14 protein-coding genes and 2 tRNA genes are annotated in these 17,711 nt (G+C 58.9%); 5 read left to right on the top strand and 11 right to left on the bottom strand.

The window, feature by feature from the left end; all coding sequences use genetic code 11:
- Positions 1-35 precede the first annotated feature (35 nt).
- Positions 36-1,373 carry a 30S ribosomal protein S12 methylthiotransferase RimO gene (gene rimO / locus FQ187_RS13580; protein ID WP_064676142.1) on the bottom strand — a complete coding sequence of 446 codons (1,338 nt, stop codon included), beginning with the start codon at positions 1,371-1,373 and terminating at the stop codon, positions 36-38.
- A gap of 289 nt (positions 1,374-1,662) precedes the next feature.
- Between rimO and FQ187_RS13575 the strand changes: the two genes are divergently transcribed.
- Positions 1,663-3,564 carry a potassium transporter Kup gene (locus FQ187_RS13575; RefSeq protein ID WP_149629889.1) on the top strand — a complete coding sequence of 634 codons (1,902 nt, stop codon included), beginning with the start codon at positions 1,663-1,665 and terminating at the stop codon, positions 3,562-3,564.
- Between the two features lie 233 nt (positions 3,565-3,797).
- Here FQ187_RS13575 and FQ187_RS13570 read toward each other — a convergent pair whose 3' ends face one another.
- A complete protein-coding gene (locus tag FQ187_RS13570; RefSeq protein ID WP_149629888.1) occupies positions 3,798-4,112 on the bottom strand; it encodes a DUF3077 domain-containing protein in 315 nt (104 codons plus the stop codon).
- 528 nt (positions 4,113-4,640) lie between these two features.
- On the opposite strand from FQ187_RS13570, the gene FQ187_RS13565 reads away from it, so the two are divergent.
- Positions 4,641-4,931, top strand: a complete 291-nt coding sequence (locus FQ187_RS13565) for a type II toxin-antitoxin system Phd/YefM family antitoxin (RefSeq protein WP_134418782.1) — start codon at positions 4,641-4,643, stop codon at positions 4,929-4,931.
- Between the two features lie 11 nt (positions 4,932-4,942).
- Positions 4,943-5,230 (top strand): type II toxin-antitoxin system RelE/ParE family toxin, encoded by a 288-nt coding sequence (locus FQ187_RS13560; RefSeq protein WP_149629887.1) that lies wholly within the window; start codon positions 4,943-4,945, stop codon positions 5,228-5,230.
- A gap of 54 nt (positions 5,231-5,284) precedes the next feature.
- Here FQ187_RS13560 and FQ187_RS13555 read toward each other — a convergent pair whose 3' ends face one another.
- The 4 genes from FQ187_RS13555 to FQ187_RS13540 all read right to left on the bottom strand — a co-directional run bounded on the left by FQ187_RS13555 (position 5,285) and on the right by FQ187_RS13540 (position 9,845).
- A complete protein-coding gene (locus tag FQ187_RS13555) occupies positions 5,285-6,580 on the bottom strand; it encodes a virulence factor family protein (RefSeq protein WP_149629886.1) in 1,296 nt (431 codons plus the stop codon).
- Positions 6,580-9,222 carry a bifunctional lysylphosphatidylglycerol flippase/synthetase MprF gene (mprF, locus tag FQ187_RS13550; protein ID WP_149629885.1) on the bottom strand — a complete coding sequence of 881 codons (2,643 nt, stop codon included), beginning with the start codon at positions 9,220-9,222 and terminating at the stop codon, positions 6,580-6,582. The genes FQ187_RS13555 and mprF overlap by 1 nt, the downstream gene beginning before the upstream one ends.
- Positions 9,223-9,498: 276 nt before the next feature.
- Positions 9,499-9,575: transfer RNA gene (locus FQ187_RS13545), tRNA-Met, on the bottom strand.
- A 193-nt stretch (positions 9,576-9,768) separates the two neighbouring features.
- Positions 9,769-9,845, bottom strand: a tRNA-Met gene (locus tag FQ187_RS13540).
- 301 nt (positions 9,846-10,146) lie between these two features.
- Between FQ187_RS13540 and dinB the strand changes: the two genes are divergently transcribed.
- Complete coding sequence (gene dinB / locus FQ187_RS13535) at positions 10,147-11,208, top strand: DNA polymerase IV (protein WP_149629884.1); 1,062 nt, start codon at positions 10,147-10,149, stop codon at positions 11,206-11,208.
- Positions 11,209-11,335: 127 nt separating this feature from the next.
- On the opposite strand, the gene FQ187_RS13530 is transcribed toward dinB, so the two are convergent.
- From FQ187_RS13530 to FQ187_RS13515, 4 genes are all read right to left on the bottom strand, one after another.
- Positions 11,336-12,289, bottom strand: coding sequence for a hypothetical protein (locus FQ187_RS13530; protein ID WP_149629883.1), 954 nt, complete (start codon positions 12,287-12,289; stop codon positions 11,336-11,338).
- A gap of 17 nt (positions 12,290-12,306) precedes the next feature.
- On the bottom strand, positions 12,307-14,022 hold the full coding sequence (locus FQ187_RS13525; RefSeq protein ID WP_149629882.1) for a proline--tRNA ligase: 1,716 nt from the start codon (positions 14,020-14,022) through the stop codon (positions 12,307-12,309).
- A 144-nt stretch (positions 14,023-14,166) separates the two neighbouring features.
- Positions 14,167-15,732 (bottom strand): AmpG family muropeptide MFS transporter, encoded by a 1,566-nt coding sequence (locus tag FQ187_RS13520; RefSeq protein WP_149629881.1) that lies wholly within the window; start codon positions 15,730-15,732, stop codon positions 14,167-14,169.
- Positions 15,733-15,776: 44 nt separating this feature from the next.
- Entirely contained in the window at positions 15,777-16,130 is a 354-nt protein-coding gene (locus tag FQ187_RS13515; protein ID WP_149629880.1) for an MGMT family protein, read from the bottom strand.
- Between the two features lie 164 nt (positions 16,131-16,294).
- Here FQ187_RS13515 and FQ187_RS13510 point away from each other — a divergent pair, with 164 nt between their 5' ends.
- The gene (locus tag FQ187_RS13510; protein ID WP_149629879.1) at positions 16,295-17,302 is read left to right on the top strand and encodes a DUF481 domain-containing protein; all 1,008 of its coding nucleotides are present in this window, start codon (positions 16,295-16,297) and stop codon (positions 17,300-17,302) included.
- A 109-nt stretch (positions 17,303-17,411) separates the two neighbouring features.
- On the opposite strand, the gene FQ187_RS13505 is transcribed toward FQ187_RS13510, so the two are convergent.
- On the bottom strand, positions 17,412-17,621 hold the full coding sequence (locus tag FQ187_RS13505; protein WP_002554837.1) for a cold-shock protein: 210 nt from the start codon (positions 17,619-17,621) through the stop codon (positions 17,412-17,414).
- Positions 17,622-17,711: the final 90 nt, after the last annotated feature.

Raw genomic sequence — 17,711 nt, 5'->3', positions numbered from 1 at the left:
CGTCAAGAGAGCAGGGCTTTTCGTATTTTTTGCGTTTAGATCTGTTCAGCCCACAGGTCGTATTCGTCGGCGTCGGTCACTTTGCACCAGACTTTATCGCCTGGCTTGAGGTTGCTGCCGTTGTCGATGAATACATTGCCGTCGATTTCCGGTGCATCGAAGAAGCAGCGGCCAACCGCGCCTTGCTCGTCGACTTCGTCGACCAATACTTCGATTTCACGGCCAACGCGCATTTGCAGGCGAGCCGAGCTGATGGCTTGCTGGTGCGCCATGAAGCGATCCCAGCGGTCTTGCTTGACGTCGTCCGGCACGATGGCCGCGTCCAGCAGGTTGGCCGGTGCGCCTTCGACCGGCGAGTACTGGAAGCAGCCGACGCGGTCCAGTTGGGCTTCGGTCAGCCAGTTCAGCAGGTACTGGAAGTCTTCTTCGGTTTCGCCGGGGAAGCCGACGATGAAGGTCGAACGGATGATCAAGTCCGGGCAGATTTCGCGCCAGTTTTTGATGCGGGCCAGGGTCTTGTCTTCGAAGGCCGGGCGTTTCATCGCTTTCAGGACTTTCGGGCTGGCGTGCTGGAAGGGGATGTCCAGGTACGGCAGGATTTTCCCGGCGGCCATCAGCGGAATCAGCTCGTCGACGTGCGGGTACGGGTAAACATAGTGCAGACGAACCCAGACGCCGAGGGTGCTCAGGGCTTCGCAGAGTTCGGTCATGCGGGTTTTCACCGGCGCGCCGTTCCAGAAACCGGTGCGGTATTTCACGTCGACGCCGTAGGCGCTGGTGTCTTGCGAAATCACCAACAGCTCTTTGACGCCGGCCTTGACCAGGCGCTGGGCTTCGTCGAGCACGTCGCCGACCGGACGGCTGACCAGTTTGCCGCGCATCGACGGGATGATGCAGAAGCTGCAGCTGTGGTTGCAGCCTTCGGAAATTTTCAGGTAGGCGTAGTGGCGCGGGGTCAGCTTGATGCCTTGCGGCGGCACCAGGTCGATCAGCGGGTTGTGATCCTGACGCGGCGGCACGGCGTCGTGCACGGCGTTGACCACTTGCTCGTATTGCTGCGGACCGGTCACGGCCAGCACACTTGGATGCACCTTGCGAATGTTGCCTTCTTCGACGCCCATGCAGCCGGTCACGATGACCTTGCCGTTTTCCTTGATGGCTTCGCCGATCACTTCCAGAGACTCAGCCTTGGCCGAGTCGATGAAGCCGCAGGTGTTGACCACCACGACGTCAGCGTCCTGATAAGTGGACACGACGTCATAGCCTTCCATGCGCAGCTGGGTAAGGATGCGCTCGGAGTCGACCAGTGCTTTGGGGCAACCCAGGGATACGAAGCCAACCTTTGGATTGGCCGGCGCAGGAGTGGTGGACATGTCTAACCTCGGTATTTGTGACGCCTCCAGCCGAAGACGGCAAGGCGACAGACGGGCGCTATGTTGCGCCTCTGGTCAAAAAGTGCGCAATTCTAGCGATGAGAGGCGCACTTGACCAGCTTTATGCAGGGAAATACGACGAGTGCTGCGCTATGCTTCGCGCCGTTACGCTTTACCGAATTTTTACAGTCAGCAAAACGTCTGTAACGTTAAGTAAAACAGCGCATGCTGCACGGCAAAGCATAGTGCTTCTTATAAGAAGTCCGGGTCTGAGTAGTAGGAGTTTTGGATGGGGCAGGCAAGTAGTCAGACGGCGGGCTCTGAGCATTCGGCGGCAAAGCCGATCGGCATGCTGGTCGCGGCGGTCGGGGTGGTTTATGGCGATATCGGCACGAGCCCGCTGTACACCCTTAAAGAGGTTTTCTCCGGACATTACGGTGTGCCGGTCAACCATGATGGGGTCTTCGGGATTCTGGCGCTGATCTTCTGGTCGTTGATCTGGGTCGTTTCGATCAAGTACGTGCTTTTTATTCTGCGCGCCGACAACCAGGGCGAAGGCGGGATCATGGCGCTGACCGCGCTGGCTCGTCGTGCCGCTTCGCCTTATCCGAGACTGCGTGCAGTGCTGGTGATTCTAGGGCTGATCGGCGCAGCGCTGTTTTATGGCGACAGCATGATCACCCCGGCGATTTCCGTATTGTCGGCGGTGGAAGGTCTGGAGCTGGCGTTCGATGGGCTTGAGCGCTGGGTCGTGCCGCTATCGCTGGTAGTGCTGGTGGGACTGTTTCTGATCCAGAAACACGGCACAGACCGAATCGGCAAAATGTTCGGTCCGATCATGGTGTTGTGGTTTGTGGTGCTGGGCGGGCTCGGTATCAGCGGCATTATTCAGCATCCTGAAGTCCTCAGTGCACTGAATCCAGTCTGGGGCGTGAGGTTCTTCACGGTGCATCCTGGCATGGGAGTGGCGATTCTCGGTGCTGTCGTGCTGGCGTTGACCGGTGCCGAGGCCCTGTACGCGGACATGGGCCACTTCGGTCGCAAACCGATCGCCCGTGCCTGGTTCGCCCTGGTGCTGCCGGCGCTGGTGCTGAATTACTTCGGCCAGGGCGCTTTGCTGTTGGGCGACCCGGAAGCGGCGCGCAACCCATTCTACCTGTTGGCGCCGAACTGGGCGTTGGTTCCACTGGTGATCCTGTCGACACTGGCAACGGTAATCGCTTCGCAAGCGGTCATCTCGGGCGCGTTCTCGTTGACCCGTCAGGCGATTCAGTTGGGCTACATCCCGCGCATGCACATTCAGCACACTTCCAGTGCCGAGCAGGGACAGATTTACATTGGTGCGGTGAACTGGGCGCTGATGGTCGGAGTCATTCTGCTGGTGCTCGGTTTTGAATCCTCCGGTGCATTGGCCTCGGCCTACGGTGTGGCCGTGACCGGGACCATGTTGATTACCAGCATTCTGGTGTCGGCGGTGATGTTGCTGCTGTGGAAATGGCCACCTGTGCTGACGGTGCCGATTTTGATCGGCTTTCTGCTGGTGGACGGGCTGTTCTTCGCGGCCAACGTGCCGAAAATCATTCAGGGCGGTGCCTTCCCGGTATTGGCAGGGATTGTGCTGTTTGTCCTAATGACCACCTGGAAGCGCGGTAAAGAGCTGCTCGTGGATCGCCTGGACGAGGGCGGGCTGCCGCTGCCGATCTTCATCAGCAGTATCCGCGTGCAACCGCCGCATCGCGTCCAGGGCACCGCCGTGTTCCTGACCGCTCGCCCGGACGCCGTGCCTCATGCCTTGTTGCACAACCTGTTGCATAACCAGGTGCTGCACGAGCAAGTGGTGCTGCTGACGGTGGTGTACGACGACATCCCGCGGGTGCCGCCACAACGACGGTTTGAGGTCGATTCCTACGGCGAAGGCTTCTTCCGGGTGATCCTGCACTTTGGTTTCATTGACGAGCCGGACGTGCCGCAAGCGCTGAAGCTGTGTCACCTTGATGACCTGGACTTCAGTCCGATGCGCACCACCTACTTCCTCAGTCGCGAGACGGTGATCGCCTCCAAACTCGAAGGCATGGCCCGCTGGCGTGAGGCGCTGTTCGCCTTCATGTTGAAGAACGCCAACGGCAACCTGCGCTTCTTCAATCTGCCGCTGAACCGGGTGATTGAGCTGGGGACGCAGGTAGAGATGTAAGCCCCAACAAAAAGCCCCCGTGCCATTGAGGTAGCGGGGGCTTTTTTGTGGGCGGCGCATTTCCCTGAAGGCAATGAAGATCCCTTGTGGGAGCGAGCTTGCTCGCGATGGCGATCTGTCAGTCGACATCGATTGTGATTGCTAGTCCGTCATCGTGAGCAAGCTCGCTCCCACAGGGGATGTGCGGTGTTTGCACGTATTCCGTCTCTGCTCCTTTACTTGCTTTCGGGCAGCTATTTTTTAGATTCGGCTTTTGTCCGGGCAGGTGGCGGTAGCGGCGTCAGTACCTTCACCACATCATCAATCACTGCCTTACTCATTGCCGTCAGGTAATGCGCGGCCCAGGCGTGTCGGTCGGTGTCTCGGGCGTAGGCAGCATCTTTAGTCAGCTCCTTGGCAAGGAACAGAAAATCAGAAGCCATGGCTAACGCATCGCTGACGGGAACGTCTCGACTGACACGGAACAGTGCCTGGTTCGAGCAGTAGATGAAGGGGGTGAGGCCGATGGTTTTCAGATCTGTGGGTGTGGACGGATTTGTTTTGCTCATTGTTTCGCTCCTTAAAACGAGGAGCTGCCGCATTCGTTACCACACGAATGGGTGGCAGCTGTACGCAGGGTGGTAAACCGGAGGAGCAAAGGAACCGGCAGACCCGAAGGTCTCCCACGCACAGCCGCCATAACACAGGATTACAGACGTAAAAACGCACGAAATCGTGATGGGAGCGGTGTTGCACTTTGCCTAACCGGGTTACCACACCCGATCGCTGAATGGTCAGCGACGTCCGGAGAGTATCCCGTCGAAGAAAAGCGCAACAAGGCATCAAAGTGCCCAAACGCGAGATTCGGAGTTTGCCTACAAGGTCTGCGGGCGTCATCCGATATTGCGACACCTTAAGTAAACGAAGTTAAACATGGCGAGAGGATTTACAAATTGTTCGGTTCGCTTTTTTTATAGGCGTGAAACACGCAGGTTGATCAGTTCGCGTTTTTTGCAGCTTGCCGTATGTCGAATTCGACGTAATACTCTGCGTAGAACTGTGTGTTCAAATTTGCATGATGGTGTAGAGAGGTGAGTATGACGGCATTACTGGAACGTGCTGACCAAGCGATATCGGTGACTGCAATGGTCAGGGGGTTCAGCGCAAGGCTCAAAGAGATTTCCAGCCGAGCCACCGAGCGGCTGGTCATTTTCAAGGACAATCAGCCCGCAGCGGTCATTATCAATGTCGATGCGTATCAGGAAATGCTCGATGAACTTGAAGATCTGAGGGTTGAAGCGGCCGCTCGGGAGCGACTGATCGGTTTTGATCAGAGCAAGGCAGTCAGCCACGACGATTTGCGGGCGCGGTACGCCAGGAAAGACTAAAGGAGCTGTGGATGGTTTGGGGCGTTATCTATCATCCGGAGGTTCAGAAGGATCTGGATCTGTTGGGAGCTGTGGCAGCGAACCGCATTCTTGATGTCATCGAAGAGCGGATTATCAATGGTGAGCCGGACAAGAGCGGCAAACCCCTAAGAGCCAGTCTTGCAGGCTGTAGACGGATCCGAACAGGCGACACGCGAATTGTTTATCGAGTCGATGGCAAGGCGATTCAGGTATTGATCGTTGCCGTTGGTGCTCGACGTGACGAAGAGGTCTACGGCGCGGCAGAGCGTCGTATCTAACCAAAAAGCCCCCGCTACCGTAAGGTAACGAGGGCTTTTTCAGCAGGACTCAGATCACTCTGGAGCCGCCGTCTCCTTCGCTTGACGCTTCTCGATCACATCCACCAACCGCTGCGCCAGTTTCGGGTAGTTCTCGTCGAAGTGGTGGCCGCCCGGCAATTTTATCGCCTCGCCCACCGCGGTCTTGTCGGTACAGCCGCTTTCGTCGACTTCCTCTTCACCGTAGATGCACACCACTTTCTCCGGTGGCAGCTTGGCCATTTCCGGGCCGGTAGCGGCTTCTTTGCCGGTGTTGCCGAGCCAGCCTTCGACTTCGATTTCGAAGCTGCCGGTGCGGGCGAAGGCCAGCAGGATGATGGCGTCGACGCGTTGCTGTTCTGATTCGGCCAGGCGGTTGTAGATCGCCGGCAGTACATCGGCGCCGAACGAGTAACCGGTCAGGATGAAGCGCTTGGTGCCCCATTTCTGCCGGTAGTGCTGCATCAGTTCAGCCAGGTCGAGGGCGCTTTGCTCGGGGCTTTTGTGCTGCCAGTAGTAGCGCAAGGTGTCGATGCCGACGACCGGGTAGCCGATCTTGGCCATCTCGCCCGCGACGTCGCGGTCAAGGTCCCGCCAGCCGCCGTCCCCGGAGAGGAAGAGGGTTACGGTGTCCTTGGCCTGACCGGCGGGCACTTCGACCACCGGGATCTGCAGACCGCCAGCGGCTTTATCGCCACCGACGAGGATCTTGCGCAGTTCGTTGTTCAGCACTTGCGGCAGGTTGATGTCGTAGTCGCTGATGCTGGTTTCGGCGTTGGGTTGGTCGCGTACGAAGCCGGCGCTGGTGTCGTCCGGGTTGTCGTTCCACGCCACCAGCCAGTGCCCGTGAGCGGCGCTTTTCGGTAGCAGGTGGGTGCAGCCGGGTTTTTCCAAGGCCAGGTCCACCGACACGGCTTGAGCCTTGTCGTCCTTCTGCTCGGACAACCAGCGCCATGCCAGCACGGCGCCAGGGCCGATGCCGCTGACCAGGGTCGCCGGGCCTTTGAGTTCTCTCAGGGCCGATTGCAGGGCGCGACTTTGCAGCAGGCAATCTTTGGGCAGGATCACCTGAACAATCTGCGCCGAGCCGCTGCGGCTCAGGGTCATCAACTGTTTGTTGCTGAGCTTCTGGTCTTCATTGACCGCCACCAGCACCTGGGCGCGTGGCGTGTTGCCGGGGATGACACGGGTCATCACGGCGCCATCGGCCGGCGTCAGCTGTTCGAGGGTCGGCTCGGGTGCCGGACGTTTCAGGTACCAGTAACCGCCACCGAGAATCAGGGCCAGCACTACCAGTGTGGCCAGTACGTACCGCAAGGAGCGTTGAATCATCAGCGTTTCACCAATCCAGTCAAGCCGCCCGCAATCAGGGCAGCAGTGTCGGCCAGGGCAACCAGCGGATCGAGTCCGGCGGGCACGGCCATATAACGGGGTTCCCAGTCAGGCTGGAACTTGTCTTTGAAGCGGCGCAAGCCTTGGAAGTTGTAGAGCTGCTCACCACGGCGGAAAACCATCGAGCCCAGACGCTGGGTCAGTGGTGCGCCACGACGGGGTTGCAACCCCGACAACGGCACCATGCCCAGGCTGAAGCGCGCGTATCCATGATTTTTATAATGTTGAATCAGGCCGACCATCATGAACTCCATGGTCAGCTTGGGCGCGTCCGGGTGCGCGCGCATCAGATCAAGGCTGGCCAGGTCATGGCCGTAGGTCTCGAGCAGGTTGGCGAATGCCACTGGACGGCCTTCGAAACGAATCACCGCGACGCGGAAATGTTTGAGGTAATCATCGCTGAAACGACCGAGGGAGAAACCTTTCTCGCGCACGTTCTTGCCGGTCAGCCAGGCATCGGAAATTACCTTGAGTTCTTCCATCGGTGCTTGCCCTGGATCAAAGATCTCCAGCGACAGGCCATCGCGAGTGCCGCGGTTCCAGGTGTAGCGCAGGTCTTTCATCTCTTTGCCTTTGGCCTCGAGATCAAAGCGAAGCAGATCGACCCGGGCTTCTTCGCCGAGCTTGATCGCGGTCAGGCCGATGTCCATGTAGTACGGCAGGTTCTCCGCGCGTACTTGGTAGAACACAGGGCGGGCGTGGTGGATGTCGCAAAGGTCGCGGAACTGCCAGATCATTTCCGCCCGTTGCTGGGTCGGGCCGATCGGGTCATACAAGGCCACCAGGCTGCGACCACGGCGTGCGTACATCAGGAACGCTTGGTCGTTGGGGTGAAACAGCAGCGCCTTGTCACCGGTCAGCGCGAGGCCGCCGTCGGGTTGGGACGAAGCCATGAGGATCTTTACCGCGCGACCCAGTTCATCGGGTGTTGGCAGATGGATCACCGGGCGTGCGGTGCGCAGCAGCCAGGTCAGGGACACCACCACCAGCAGCACAGCGGCGCCGAGCAGCGAGCGCAAGCCACGCGGGGCATCGGCGTCGAGGGTGAACTGCCACCACAGCTGATGGCTGTACGGGACGTCCTGATAGGCGAACAGCAGCAGCCAGATCGACGCACCGAGTACACACAGGCTGGCCACCAGGTACAGCGGCGAGAACGGCACTTCGGTCAGACGGCTCGGGCGATAGAACGAGCTGTGGAAAACCCCCAGCAAGCTCGCAGTCAGCGTCAGCAAGCAGGCTTCTTCCCAGTCGAAACCCTTGAGCAGAGAGAGCAGGGCAGCGACCAGCAACAAGATGGTGGTCAGCATCCAGGCGGCCGACAGTCGGCGGCGCAGCCCTTGAGCCAGCAGCAAGCAAAGCACGCCGATCAGGCTGGCACCGAAGTGCGAGGCGTCGACCAGTCGATGCGGGATCAGAAAGCCGATGTGTTCCAGGCGAGTGTCGATTTCCGGGGTGGCACCGGAGAACAACAGCACTACGCCCGACAGAAATACCAGCACCGCCAGAATCGGCGCGGCCAGGCCGGACGCCACCCTTAAGGACTGACGCGATTGAAACAGGCGCTGACCTTCGTTGATCAGCAGGAATACGCAGGCCACCAGCAACGGCAGCACCACGTAGATCAGGCGATAGAGCAGCAGGGCGGCAGCGAGTGGCGCGGCGCCGAGTGTGTCGGAGAAGGCGGCCAGCAGAATCGCTTCGAACACCCCGACCCCGCCGGGAACATGGCTGAGCACACCGGCGGCCAGGGCCAGCAGGTACACCAGCAGGAATGCGCCGAAGGGCGGTGCTTCCGGCAGCAGCAGATAGAGCACGGTCGCCGCGGCGGCGACGTCCAGCGCAGTGATGATCAGTTGCAGAAACGTCAGGCGACGGCCCGGCAGGCGCAACGTGCGGCGTCCGACCTTGACCCGCAAGTTGTCCGGGTAAGGCTGATCTGGCAGGCGGCGGCGGTAGATGCCGATGGCCAGTACGCTGAAGAGCAGCAAAACGACCGCGGCGATTGCCCCTAGCAATGCCTCGGACAAACCCAGGGCGGCAGAGGCGCCAGGCAGGTTGCTGAGGGTGGCGAGGGCGGCCAGTGGGGGCAGGGCGCAGCCGAGCGAGAGGCTGGCGAACAGCGTCATGTGAGCGACTTCAGAAGCGCCCAGACCATGACGTGCATATAAACGGTAGCGAACCGAGCCCCCCGAGAGCATCGAAAGGCCAATGGCATTGCCGATGGCGAAGGCGGTGAACCCTCCCAGGGCCAGGACTCGTGGCGCCAGGTTCACGCCCGCGTAGCGGCTGGCCGACCATTCGTAGCCCAGCAGGATAATGAAGCCGACCACGGTCGCGCCCAAGGCGCCCAACAATGCCGGTTTCGGAACGTCGAGAATCGAGTCGTGCAGAGCGTACAGATCGAGTTCGCTCAGCAGGTGGCGACAGGCAATCAGCGCGATAGCGAACAACAGCAAAGTGACTGCCAGGCCGATGGGCTGGCGGTATTTGCTGATTCGATCAAGCAAGCGCAGACGCTCGGCCTTGATCGGTTGTGTCGCTGTGACGGTGTCTTGTGGATCAGACGAGTTGGCGCGCATCAATCACCTCTTGGATTGTGCGCGACAGGATGGGGGTATCCAGCCAAGTTACCAATCCCTGTAGAAAAAAAATCACAAATATTAACGCCTCTCACCGGGTATCGGCGATGGTACGTCATCAGTCGTAGAGGGTTCTGTCTGTGGCTCAGCATAGTCTGGGCTCAGAGTATGGGTGATCCCGAACGGCTCGCTACACGGTGGCAGATCATTGTTGCGAAAGGACTTTTTCAACAGATACAAAAAAGGCCACTCTTTCGAGTAGCCTTTTTTGATGTTTGGTTGCGGGAGCCGGATTTGAACCGACGACCTTCGGGTTATGAGCCCGACGAGCTACCAGACTGCTCCATCCCGCGTCTGTGTGGCGGCATTCTATAGAGATACGCCTGTGTGTCAACCGTTAATCTGGGGCTGGGTCAAATAATCGTGAATAAGCGGCGAACGGTCGCAGGGCAGACTTAAGTTTCGGAATCAGAACGATTTCTCGTTTCCATCAAAAACAGACGCGCACAAAAAAGGCCACTCTTTCGAGTAGCCTTTTTTGATGTTTGGTTGCGGGAGCCGGATTTGAACCGACGACCTTCGGGTTATGAGCCCGACGAGCTACCAGACTGCTCCATCCCGCGTCTGTGTGTCGGCATTCTACAGAGGATCGGAGGGCTGTCAACCTTCATTTCTGAGAAAACCTCTTCCTGTTCAATCGCTTAGCTTGAAAAGAGGGCTGGGTGATTGGCTGAAAGGCTGGTGTGGCAAGGCTTTCAGCTCTATCGGGTGAAGCTTTTCGATTGATAAAATAAATTCATCCGGCACTTTTCCTACGAGGGTAAAAGAACATTCAGAGTACTGGTGCTATATACAGGGGTCAGTGAGATACTGCCGATCTGACTCGCCAATACGCCATCTCTTCATCATGAACACTGCTTTTATATGACGCAGCGAAAAATCATCCACGTCGATTGTGATTGCTTCTACGCCGCCATCGAGATGCGTGACGACCCGAGCCTGGCCGGTAAGCCTCTGGCTGTGGGCGGTTCTGCGGATCGACGTGGAGTGATCGCCACCTGCAATTATGAAGCGCGGGCTTATGGGGTGCGCTCGGCCATGTCTTCCGGACATGCCTTGAAGCTGTGCCCGGACCTGACCATCGTCAAGCCACGCATGGAGGCCTATCGAGAAGCCTCCAAGGAAATTCACACGATCTTTCGCGATTACACCGACTTGATCGAGCCGCTTTCCCTGGATGAGGCCTACCTCGACGTATCGGACAGTGCGCATTTCGGTGGCAGCGCCACGCGGATCGCCCAGGACATTCGCCGTCGCGTCTCTAATCAGCTGCACATCACCGTTTCGGCGGGCGTTGCGCCGAACAAGTTTCTGGCCAAGATCGCCAGCGACTGGAAGAAGCCCAACGGCTTGTTCGTCATTACGCCGGATCAGGTCGAGGATTTTGTCAGTGGTTTGCCGGTGAGCAAGTTGCACGGTGTTGGCAAAGTTACCGCAGACAAATTAGGCAGGCTCGGCATCGTCGATTGTTCGCATCTGCGCGAATGGGACAAGTTGGCGCTTGTGCGCGAATTCGGCAGTTTCGGTGAGCGACTCTGGAGCCTGGCCCGTGGGATCGATGACCGGTTGGTGCACAACGACAGTCGTCGGCAGTCGATCAGTGTCGAGAACACCTATGACGTCGACCTGCCGGATCTGGTGAGCTGCCTCGATAAATTACCCGAGTTACTGGAAACCCTGGCCGGCCGCATGGCGCGAATCGACAGCAGCTATCGACCGGGCAAGCCATTCGTCAAAGTGAAATTCCATGACTTCACCCAGACCACGCTGGAGCAGGCCGGGGCAGGGCGGGATTTGGGGAGCTATCAGTTGTTGCTGACCCAGGCGTTCAATCGCGGCGGGAAACCGGTGCGGTTGCTGGGGATTGGGGTGCGGCTAGAGGATTTGCGGGGCGGGTTTGAGCAGATGGAGTTGTTTGAGCGGTAGTGGCAGGTTTGGTGCTGTTGTGAATGTCAGGCCGCTTTCGCGAGCAAGCCCGCTCCCACATTAGATCGCATTCGTCTGAACAACGCGGTCAACTGTGGGAGCGGGCTTGCTCGCGAAGCTTTTGACTTTAATTCGGTCCCGGATCCGCTACCAGTCGCCCGGCATCCTTGGTCAATGACTTGAGGAATTCGGTCTGCAACTCGGGATCGTTGCGCGTCAGTTCGATCAGGCTTTGTTCCAGCTCGGTGGCTTCTTCTTCCAGCCCCAGTTCCGACAAGCGTTTGACCCGGTGGACCCACTGGCTCACTTCGTCGTCTTCGAGGTCGTCGTAAATCAGCCCGTGAGCTTCGAGCAATTTGCCACGCAAGGAGCTACTGACCGCCAAGGACGAATTGGTATGCACATCGTCCTGGGTGTTCTGGACACTGATCAGCAGCCGGCTCAAATGATTGATGTCATGTTCGGCGAACGGGCTGTCCAGCAGGTTCACGCGCAAAACACCGTTTTTGTCGGTGCTTAGCTCGAACGTTTCCTTGCCGGCCTTGACCTCAACCGGGCGCTCGCTCCATGGCAGGCTCGAGTACTCGGTGCGCTTGTCGAGCTGGACCTCGTCGATTCCCGCCAGATTCTGCTGCGCGCGACCATGAGACTGCGTGTTCATGAACGGGTTGAGCCCGGCGAAACCGTAGCTCAGCCAATCCTTGGTCACGCTGTCCGGAAGATTGCCAAGAGCGAACACGTTGACCACGTTCGCTCCGACGCCGGCCACTACGGCCACCGCGCCCAGCGGAATCTCGTAAACCTCCCGCCAGGGTTGGTAAGGCGTGTAGCGGTCGTAGTGGCGTGTGACTTCGAATTCGGTAACTTCGAAAGTCTTCTGCTCGTGGATCTTCACCCGACGTTGCGGCAGCTCAAGCACCTTCGGCTCGCCGACATCGATCTGCAGGCTGTGATCGAGCAATTTGCGCTCGACACGCTCCTCGTGCTCGCTGCGTTGTGACATGTGATTGGCACAGCCGCTGACCAGCAGGGTGCCGCACAGGGCGGCACCACCGAGGCCTAAGGTGTTTCGCTTGAACATGACGTCTCTATCTGGTGTCAGCGGCGGATACGGGACTGAAGGAAGGACAGCACGTCTGCGACCGGCAGCGCTTGCGCTTCGGGCTCGGTGCGGCTCTTGTATTCAAGATTGCCTTCGGCGAGGCCGCGGTCACTGACCACGATCCGGTGAGGAATGCCGATCAGCTCCATGTCCGCGAACTTGATGCCCGGGCTGGTTTTCTTGTCGCGGTCGTCCAGCAGTACTTCGAAGCCGGCTGCAGTCAATTCTGCATACAGCTTGTCGGTGGCTTCGCGAACCTGTTCGGTTTCGTAGCGCAGCGGTACCAGAGCGATCTGGAACGGGGCCAGCGTGTCACTCCAGATGATCCCGTTGGCGTCGTTGCCCTGCTCGATAGCCGCCGCCACCACGCGGGAAACGCCGATGCCGTAGCAACCCATTTGCAGGGTGACTGGCTTGCCGTTGTCGCCTAGCACTTCGCACTTCATCGCTTTGCTGTACTTGTCGCCCAGCTGGAAAATGTGCCCGACTTCGATGCCGCGCTTGATTTCCAGGGTGCCCTTGCCATCTGGGCTCGGGTCGCCGGCGACGACGTTGCGCAGGTCGGCAACGGTCGGAACCGGCAGATCACGCTCCCAGTTCACGCCGAAGTAGTGTTTGTCGTCGATGTTGGCACCGATGCCGAAGTCGCTCATCAGCTCGACGGAACGGTCGATGATGATTGGCAGTGGCAGGTTCAGCGGGCCGAGGGAACCGGCGCCGGCGCCAATGGCGTCGCGCAGTTCGGCTTCGGACGCCATGACCAGCGGGCTGGCCACGCCCGGTTGGTTGCCGGCCTTGATTTCGTTCAGCTCGTGGTCGCCACGGATGATCAGGGCAATCAGCTTGCCTTTCTCTTCAGCGTGAACCACCAGGGTCTTGATGGTCTTTTCGATCGGCAGGTTGAAGCCTTCGACCAGTTGCGCGATGGTCTTGGCGTTCGGCGTGTCGACCAGACGCAGCTCTTCGGCAGGTGCGGCGCGGTAGGTCTCGCGTGGCACGGCTTCGGCTTTCTCGATGTTCGCGGCGTAGTCGGAACCGTTGCTGAAGACGATATCGTCTTCGCCGGATTCGGCCAGTACGTGGAACTCGTGGGAACCGGCACCACCGATCGAGCCGTTGTCGGCTTCAACCGGACGGAACTTCAGGCCCAGGCGGGTGAACACGTTGCAGTACGCCTGGTGCATGCGGTCGTAGGTGACCTGCAGCGATGGCTGGTCAGCGTGGAAGGAGTAGGCGTCCTTCATGATGAATTCGCGACCGCGCATCAAACCGAAGCGTGGACGGATTTCGTCACGGAATTTGGTCTGGATCTGGTACAGGTTGATCGGCAGCTGCTTGTAGCTGCTCAACTCGTTGCGCATCAGGTCAGTGATGACTTCTTCGTGAGTCGGGCCGGCGCAGAAATCGCGACCGTGGCGATCCTTGAAGCGCAACAATTCAGGGCCGTATTCTTCCCAGCGACCGGATTCCTGCCACAGCTCAGCCGGTTGGGTGCTCGGCATCAACACTTCGAGAGAGCCTGCGGCGTTCATTTCTTCACGAACGACGGCTTCGACCTTGCGCATCACTCGCAAGCCCATCGGCAGCCAGGTGTACAGGCCCGAGGCGAGTTTGCGGATCATGCCGGCGCGCAGCATCAGCTGATGGCTGATCACGACCGCGTCGGAAGGCGTTTCTTTCTGTGTGGCGAGCAAAAATTGACTGGTGCGCATGGTTGGCCGTTGTCGGTTGCTGATGACGAGAAATGACGGAGCATTGTACGGGCGAGATCTGCTGGCGTACAGGCGTGCGGTCGGCGGGGTGTGGCGGGAGGGCGGGAATCCCCGCGCCCTCTGCGCTGCTTCCTGCTAAAGAACCTACGATTCTTCCGCGACCCGGGTCGGAGCCGGTTCTGGTGCCGGCGTTGGCGTCGGGCCTTCGCGGCGGCTCTCCTGGAACCAGTGCAACGCGATTAACAGCAGCGTCGGAACGCCCAGCAGGGCGGTGATCAGGAAGAAGTTGTGGTAACCGAATTTCTCCACCATGACCCCCGAGTAGCCGCCGATCAGGCGTGGCAGCAACAGCATGATCGAGCTGAGCAGTGCGTACTGGGTCGCGGAGAACTTCAGGTTGGTCAGACTCGACAGATAGGCGACAAACGCCGAGGTCGCCAGGCCCGAACTGAAGTTATCCAGGGAAATGGTGAGGATCAGCATGTTCAGGTTGGCGCCCATGTCGGCGAGCATCAGGAACAGCAGGTTGGTGCCGGCTGATGCAATGCCGCCGATGAGCAGAATCGGCAAGATGCCGAAGCGCACGATCAGCAGGCCGCCCATGCCGGCACCGACCAGGGTCATGATCAGGCCAAAGATCTTGCTGACGCTGGCAATCTGATCCTTGGTGAAGCCCTGGTCGATGTAGAACACGTTGGCCATCACGCCCATGACCGTATCGGACATCCTATAGGTGGCGATCAGCCCAAGCAGCAGGAACGCTTGCCAGCGGTAGCGCAGAATGAAGTCGTTGATCGGCGTCAGCACCGGCGCCAGGCCACGGCGGCCAATGGCCGACAGGCATAGAGCGGTGAGGGTGGTGTAGAGGATCGCCCGCAGGAACGCGCGGTCTTCGAGCAGCAGGTTGAGCGGGCTCACGCCTTGGAACAGCACGCTGGCGAAATCGGTGTTGTACAACTGGGTGAACATGGCCGGCACGGAAACCAGCAGCACGATCAGCACAAACACCGATGCCAGTTGATGCACAAAGCTGTAGCGCCCGGCCTGAAGCTGTGTGCGTAGCGGCACCGGCGGTTCGCGCATGAAAAAGGAGGTCAGCAGCGCCGGAACCATCAAGGCCCCGAACAGGATGTAGGTGCCGGCCCATGCCGAATGCTTATAGTTGAAACCGGTGGAGCCGAAGCCTTCAGCGAAGAACAGGGCGCCGGCGGTGGCCAGCAGCGCGGCGATCCGGTAACCCGACATGTAACTGGCGGCGAGCGCGGCTTGGCGGGTGTCGTCGGCGATTTCCAGGCGATAGGCGTCGACTGCGATGTCTTGCGTCGCCGAGGCGAAAGCAACGACAACCGCAATAGCGATCAACCAGGACAAATGCTTTTGCGGGTCGCAGAAACCCATCCCGATCAGGCCGAGGATGACCAGTGCCTGGGAAAGCACCAGCCAGGAACGTCGTCGACCGAGCTTGCCGAGAAATGGCAGGCGCCATTGGTCGAGCAGCGGTGACCAGACCCATTTGAAGGCGTAGGCCAGGCCGATTAGGCTTGCATAGCCAATGGTTTCGCGAGCCACACCGGCTTCGCGCAGCCAGACCGAAAGTGTCGAAAACACCAGCATGTAGGGCAGGCCGGCGGCGAAACCAAGCAGCAACAGTACAAGCGTCGAGGGGCTGGCATAGGCGGCGAGCGCGGCGCGCCAGGTTTTACGGGGCATGGGCTGGAGTCTGCCTCAAGAAATACGGAAACAAAGCGCGCACTCTAACCGCTGTGCTCTACCGGGCGCCAGCCATGGCGCTGAATATCAACACGATTGTTCAGGATACAGATGCCCTCCATGTGCAAACGCGCGCGTTGTTCATCACCTGAAGGGCTGCCTACAGGCAGGCTGATACGCCCGCCGGCGCCGAGCACGCGGTGCCAGGGTAATTTGCTGTCGCCCGGCAGTTGGCTCAGTGTCCGCCCGACGAAGCGGGCGGCGCGACCCAGTCCCGCCAACTCGGCGAGCTGACCGTAACTCACGACTTTGCCCTCTGGGACTTGCGCCAGTGTCAGGTACAGCGCCGTGCGTCGGATTTGCGCCGGACTATCGGTTTCAGTGGTTGAGTCGCTCACGTCGGCAGTTCCTGAAAAAAGTTTGCCTTACCGTCTGTAGAGTAAATCCTGGATCACCTATTGAGAAATGAACTCAATAGAAATAGTTGGGTCAGTCCTTGCTAGGGTCTTATTCGTATGGATAATGCCGACTTTTTTTCGCAAACCTGAGCCTGTATTTGCTTATGTTGTCCAGAGCCCTGCTGTGCCTCGCTGTCGTCAGCGCCTCCACGCCCTTGCTCGCCGATACCGTCTGGTTGAAGAACGGTGACAAGCTGAGCGGCAAGATCACCGTTTTCGATGGCGGCAAGCTGTTGATTCAGACTGAGTATGCCGGTTCCGTCCCGATCGATTGGAAACAGGTTAAAACCCTGGAAAGCGATCAGCAGTTGCTGGTCAAGCAGGATGCCTACACCGGTGAAAAGGCCAAGGCGCTGCATGCGGCAGAAGACGGCAAGGTCACCCTGGCCAACGGCGAGACGCCCAAGACTGTGGAGCTGGCGAGCATTCAGCAGATTCTAAAGCCCAAGCCTATCGTTGAGGATTTGGTGTGGAAGGGTAATATCGATGCGGCGCTGGATTATCAGCGGGCCGAGAAAGACACCGACGATTACGATATCGACTTCAAGACCACTGCGCGTCATGGCAGATGGCGGCACACAGCAGAAGGCGAGTACAACCGCGAATTTCAGGATGGTGTGGTCACTACTGACAACTGGCGGGGTGAATACTCGCTCGACAGGTTCCTGACCGAAAAATGGTTCTGGCAAGGGCGCGCGGTCTATAAGCGCGACAAGGTCGAAGAGCTGGCCCGCCAGCGCACAGTCGGTACCGGCCCCGGTTACCAATTCTGGGACGACGAGCTGGGCGCATTTTCCCTGGGGTCGCTGGTCAACCGCACGGACTATGAGTTCGCAGACGGCGGCAAGGAAAACTTCTATTCCGTGGCGATGAAGTGGGACTACAACCGCTACCTGATCGGTAAGAAGGTGGAGTTCTTCACGAACGGCGAAGTGGGCAAGCCGTTGTCGGGCGTGGCCGACTACGCGCTCGATGCCGAAATGGGCTTGCGCTACAAAGTGACCGAATGGGCGTCGCTTAACCTGAAGGCCGAGAGAGACATCATCAGCGGCACCGACGATGCTGATTTGGACAAGACCCGGTACACCGCCGGGTTTGGCGTGGCCTGGTAAGACGCAAAAAATCGCAGCCATGGGCTGCGATTTTTTTTGCCTGCAAAACAGACAGGCACAAAAAAGCCCCGCTTTTGAGGGCGGGGCTTTTTACTAAAGCAAGTACAAGTTAGATAACTTGAACTTCTTCAGCTTGCATGCCTTTCTGACCGCGGGTAGCGATGAAAGAAACCTGTTGGCCTTCTTTCAGGCTTTTGAAGCCGTCGGATTGGATAGCTTTGAAGTGAACGAACAGGTCGTCACCGGATTGTGGAGTGATGAAGCCGAAGCCTTTTTCATCGTTGAACCACTTAACGGTACCAGTTTGGCGATTAGACATGGTGTAACTCCTTGAACAAAGATAACTGCGACGCAGGAAGAACCCTGGCCGAGACTGAGTGCAAAGAGCAGGAAAAATTCTTGTAGATGG

It is taken from the genome of Pseudomonas sp. ANT_J28 (assembly GCF_008370005.1).
Lineage (GTDB): Bacteria > Pseudomonadota > Gammaproteobacteria > Pseudomonadales > Pseudomonadaceae > Aquipseudomonas > Aquipseudomonas frigoris.
This window is presented reverse-complemented; position numbering and strand designations above follow the sequence as displayed.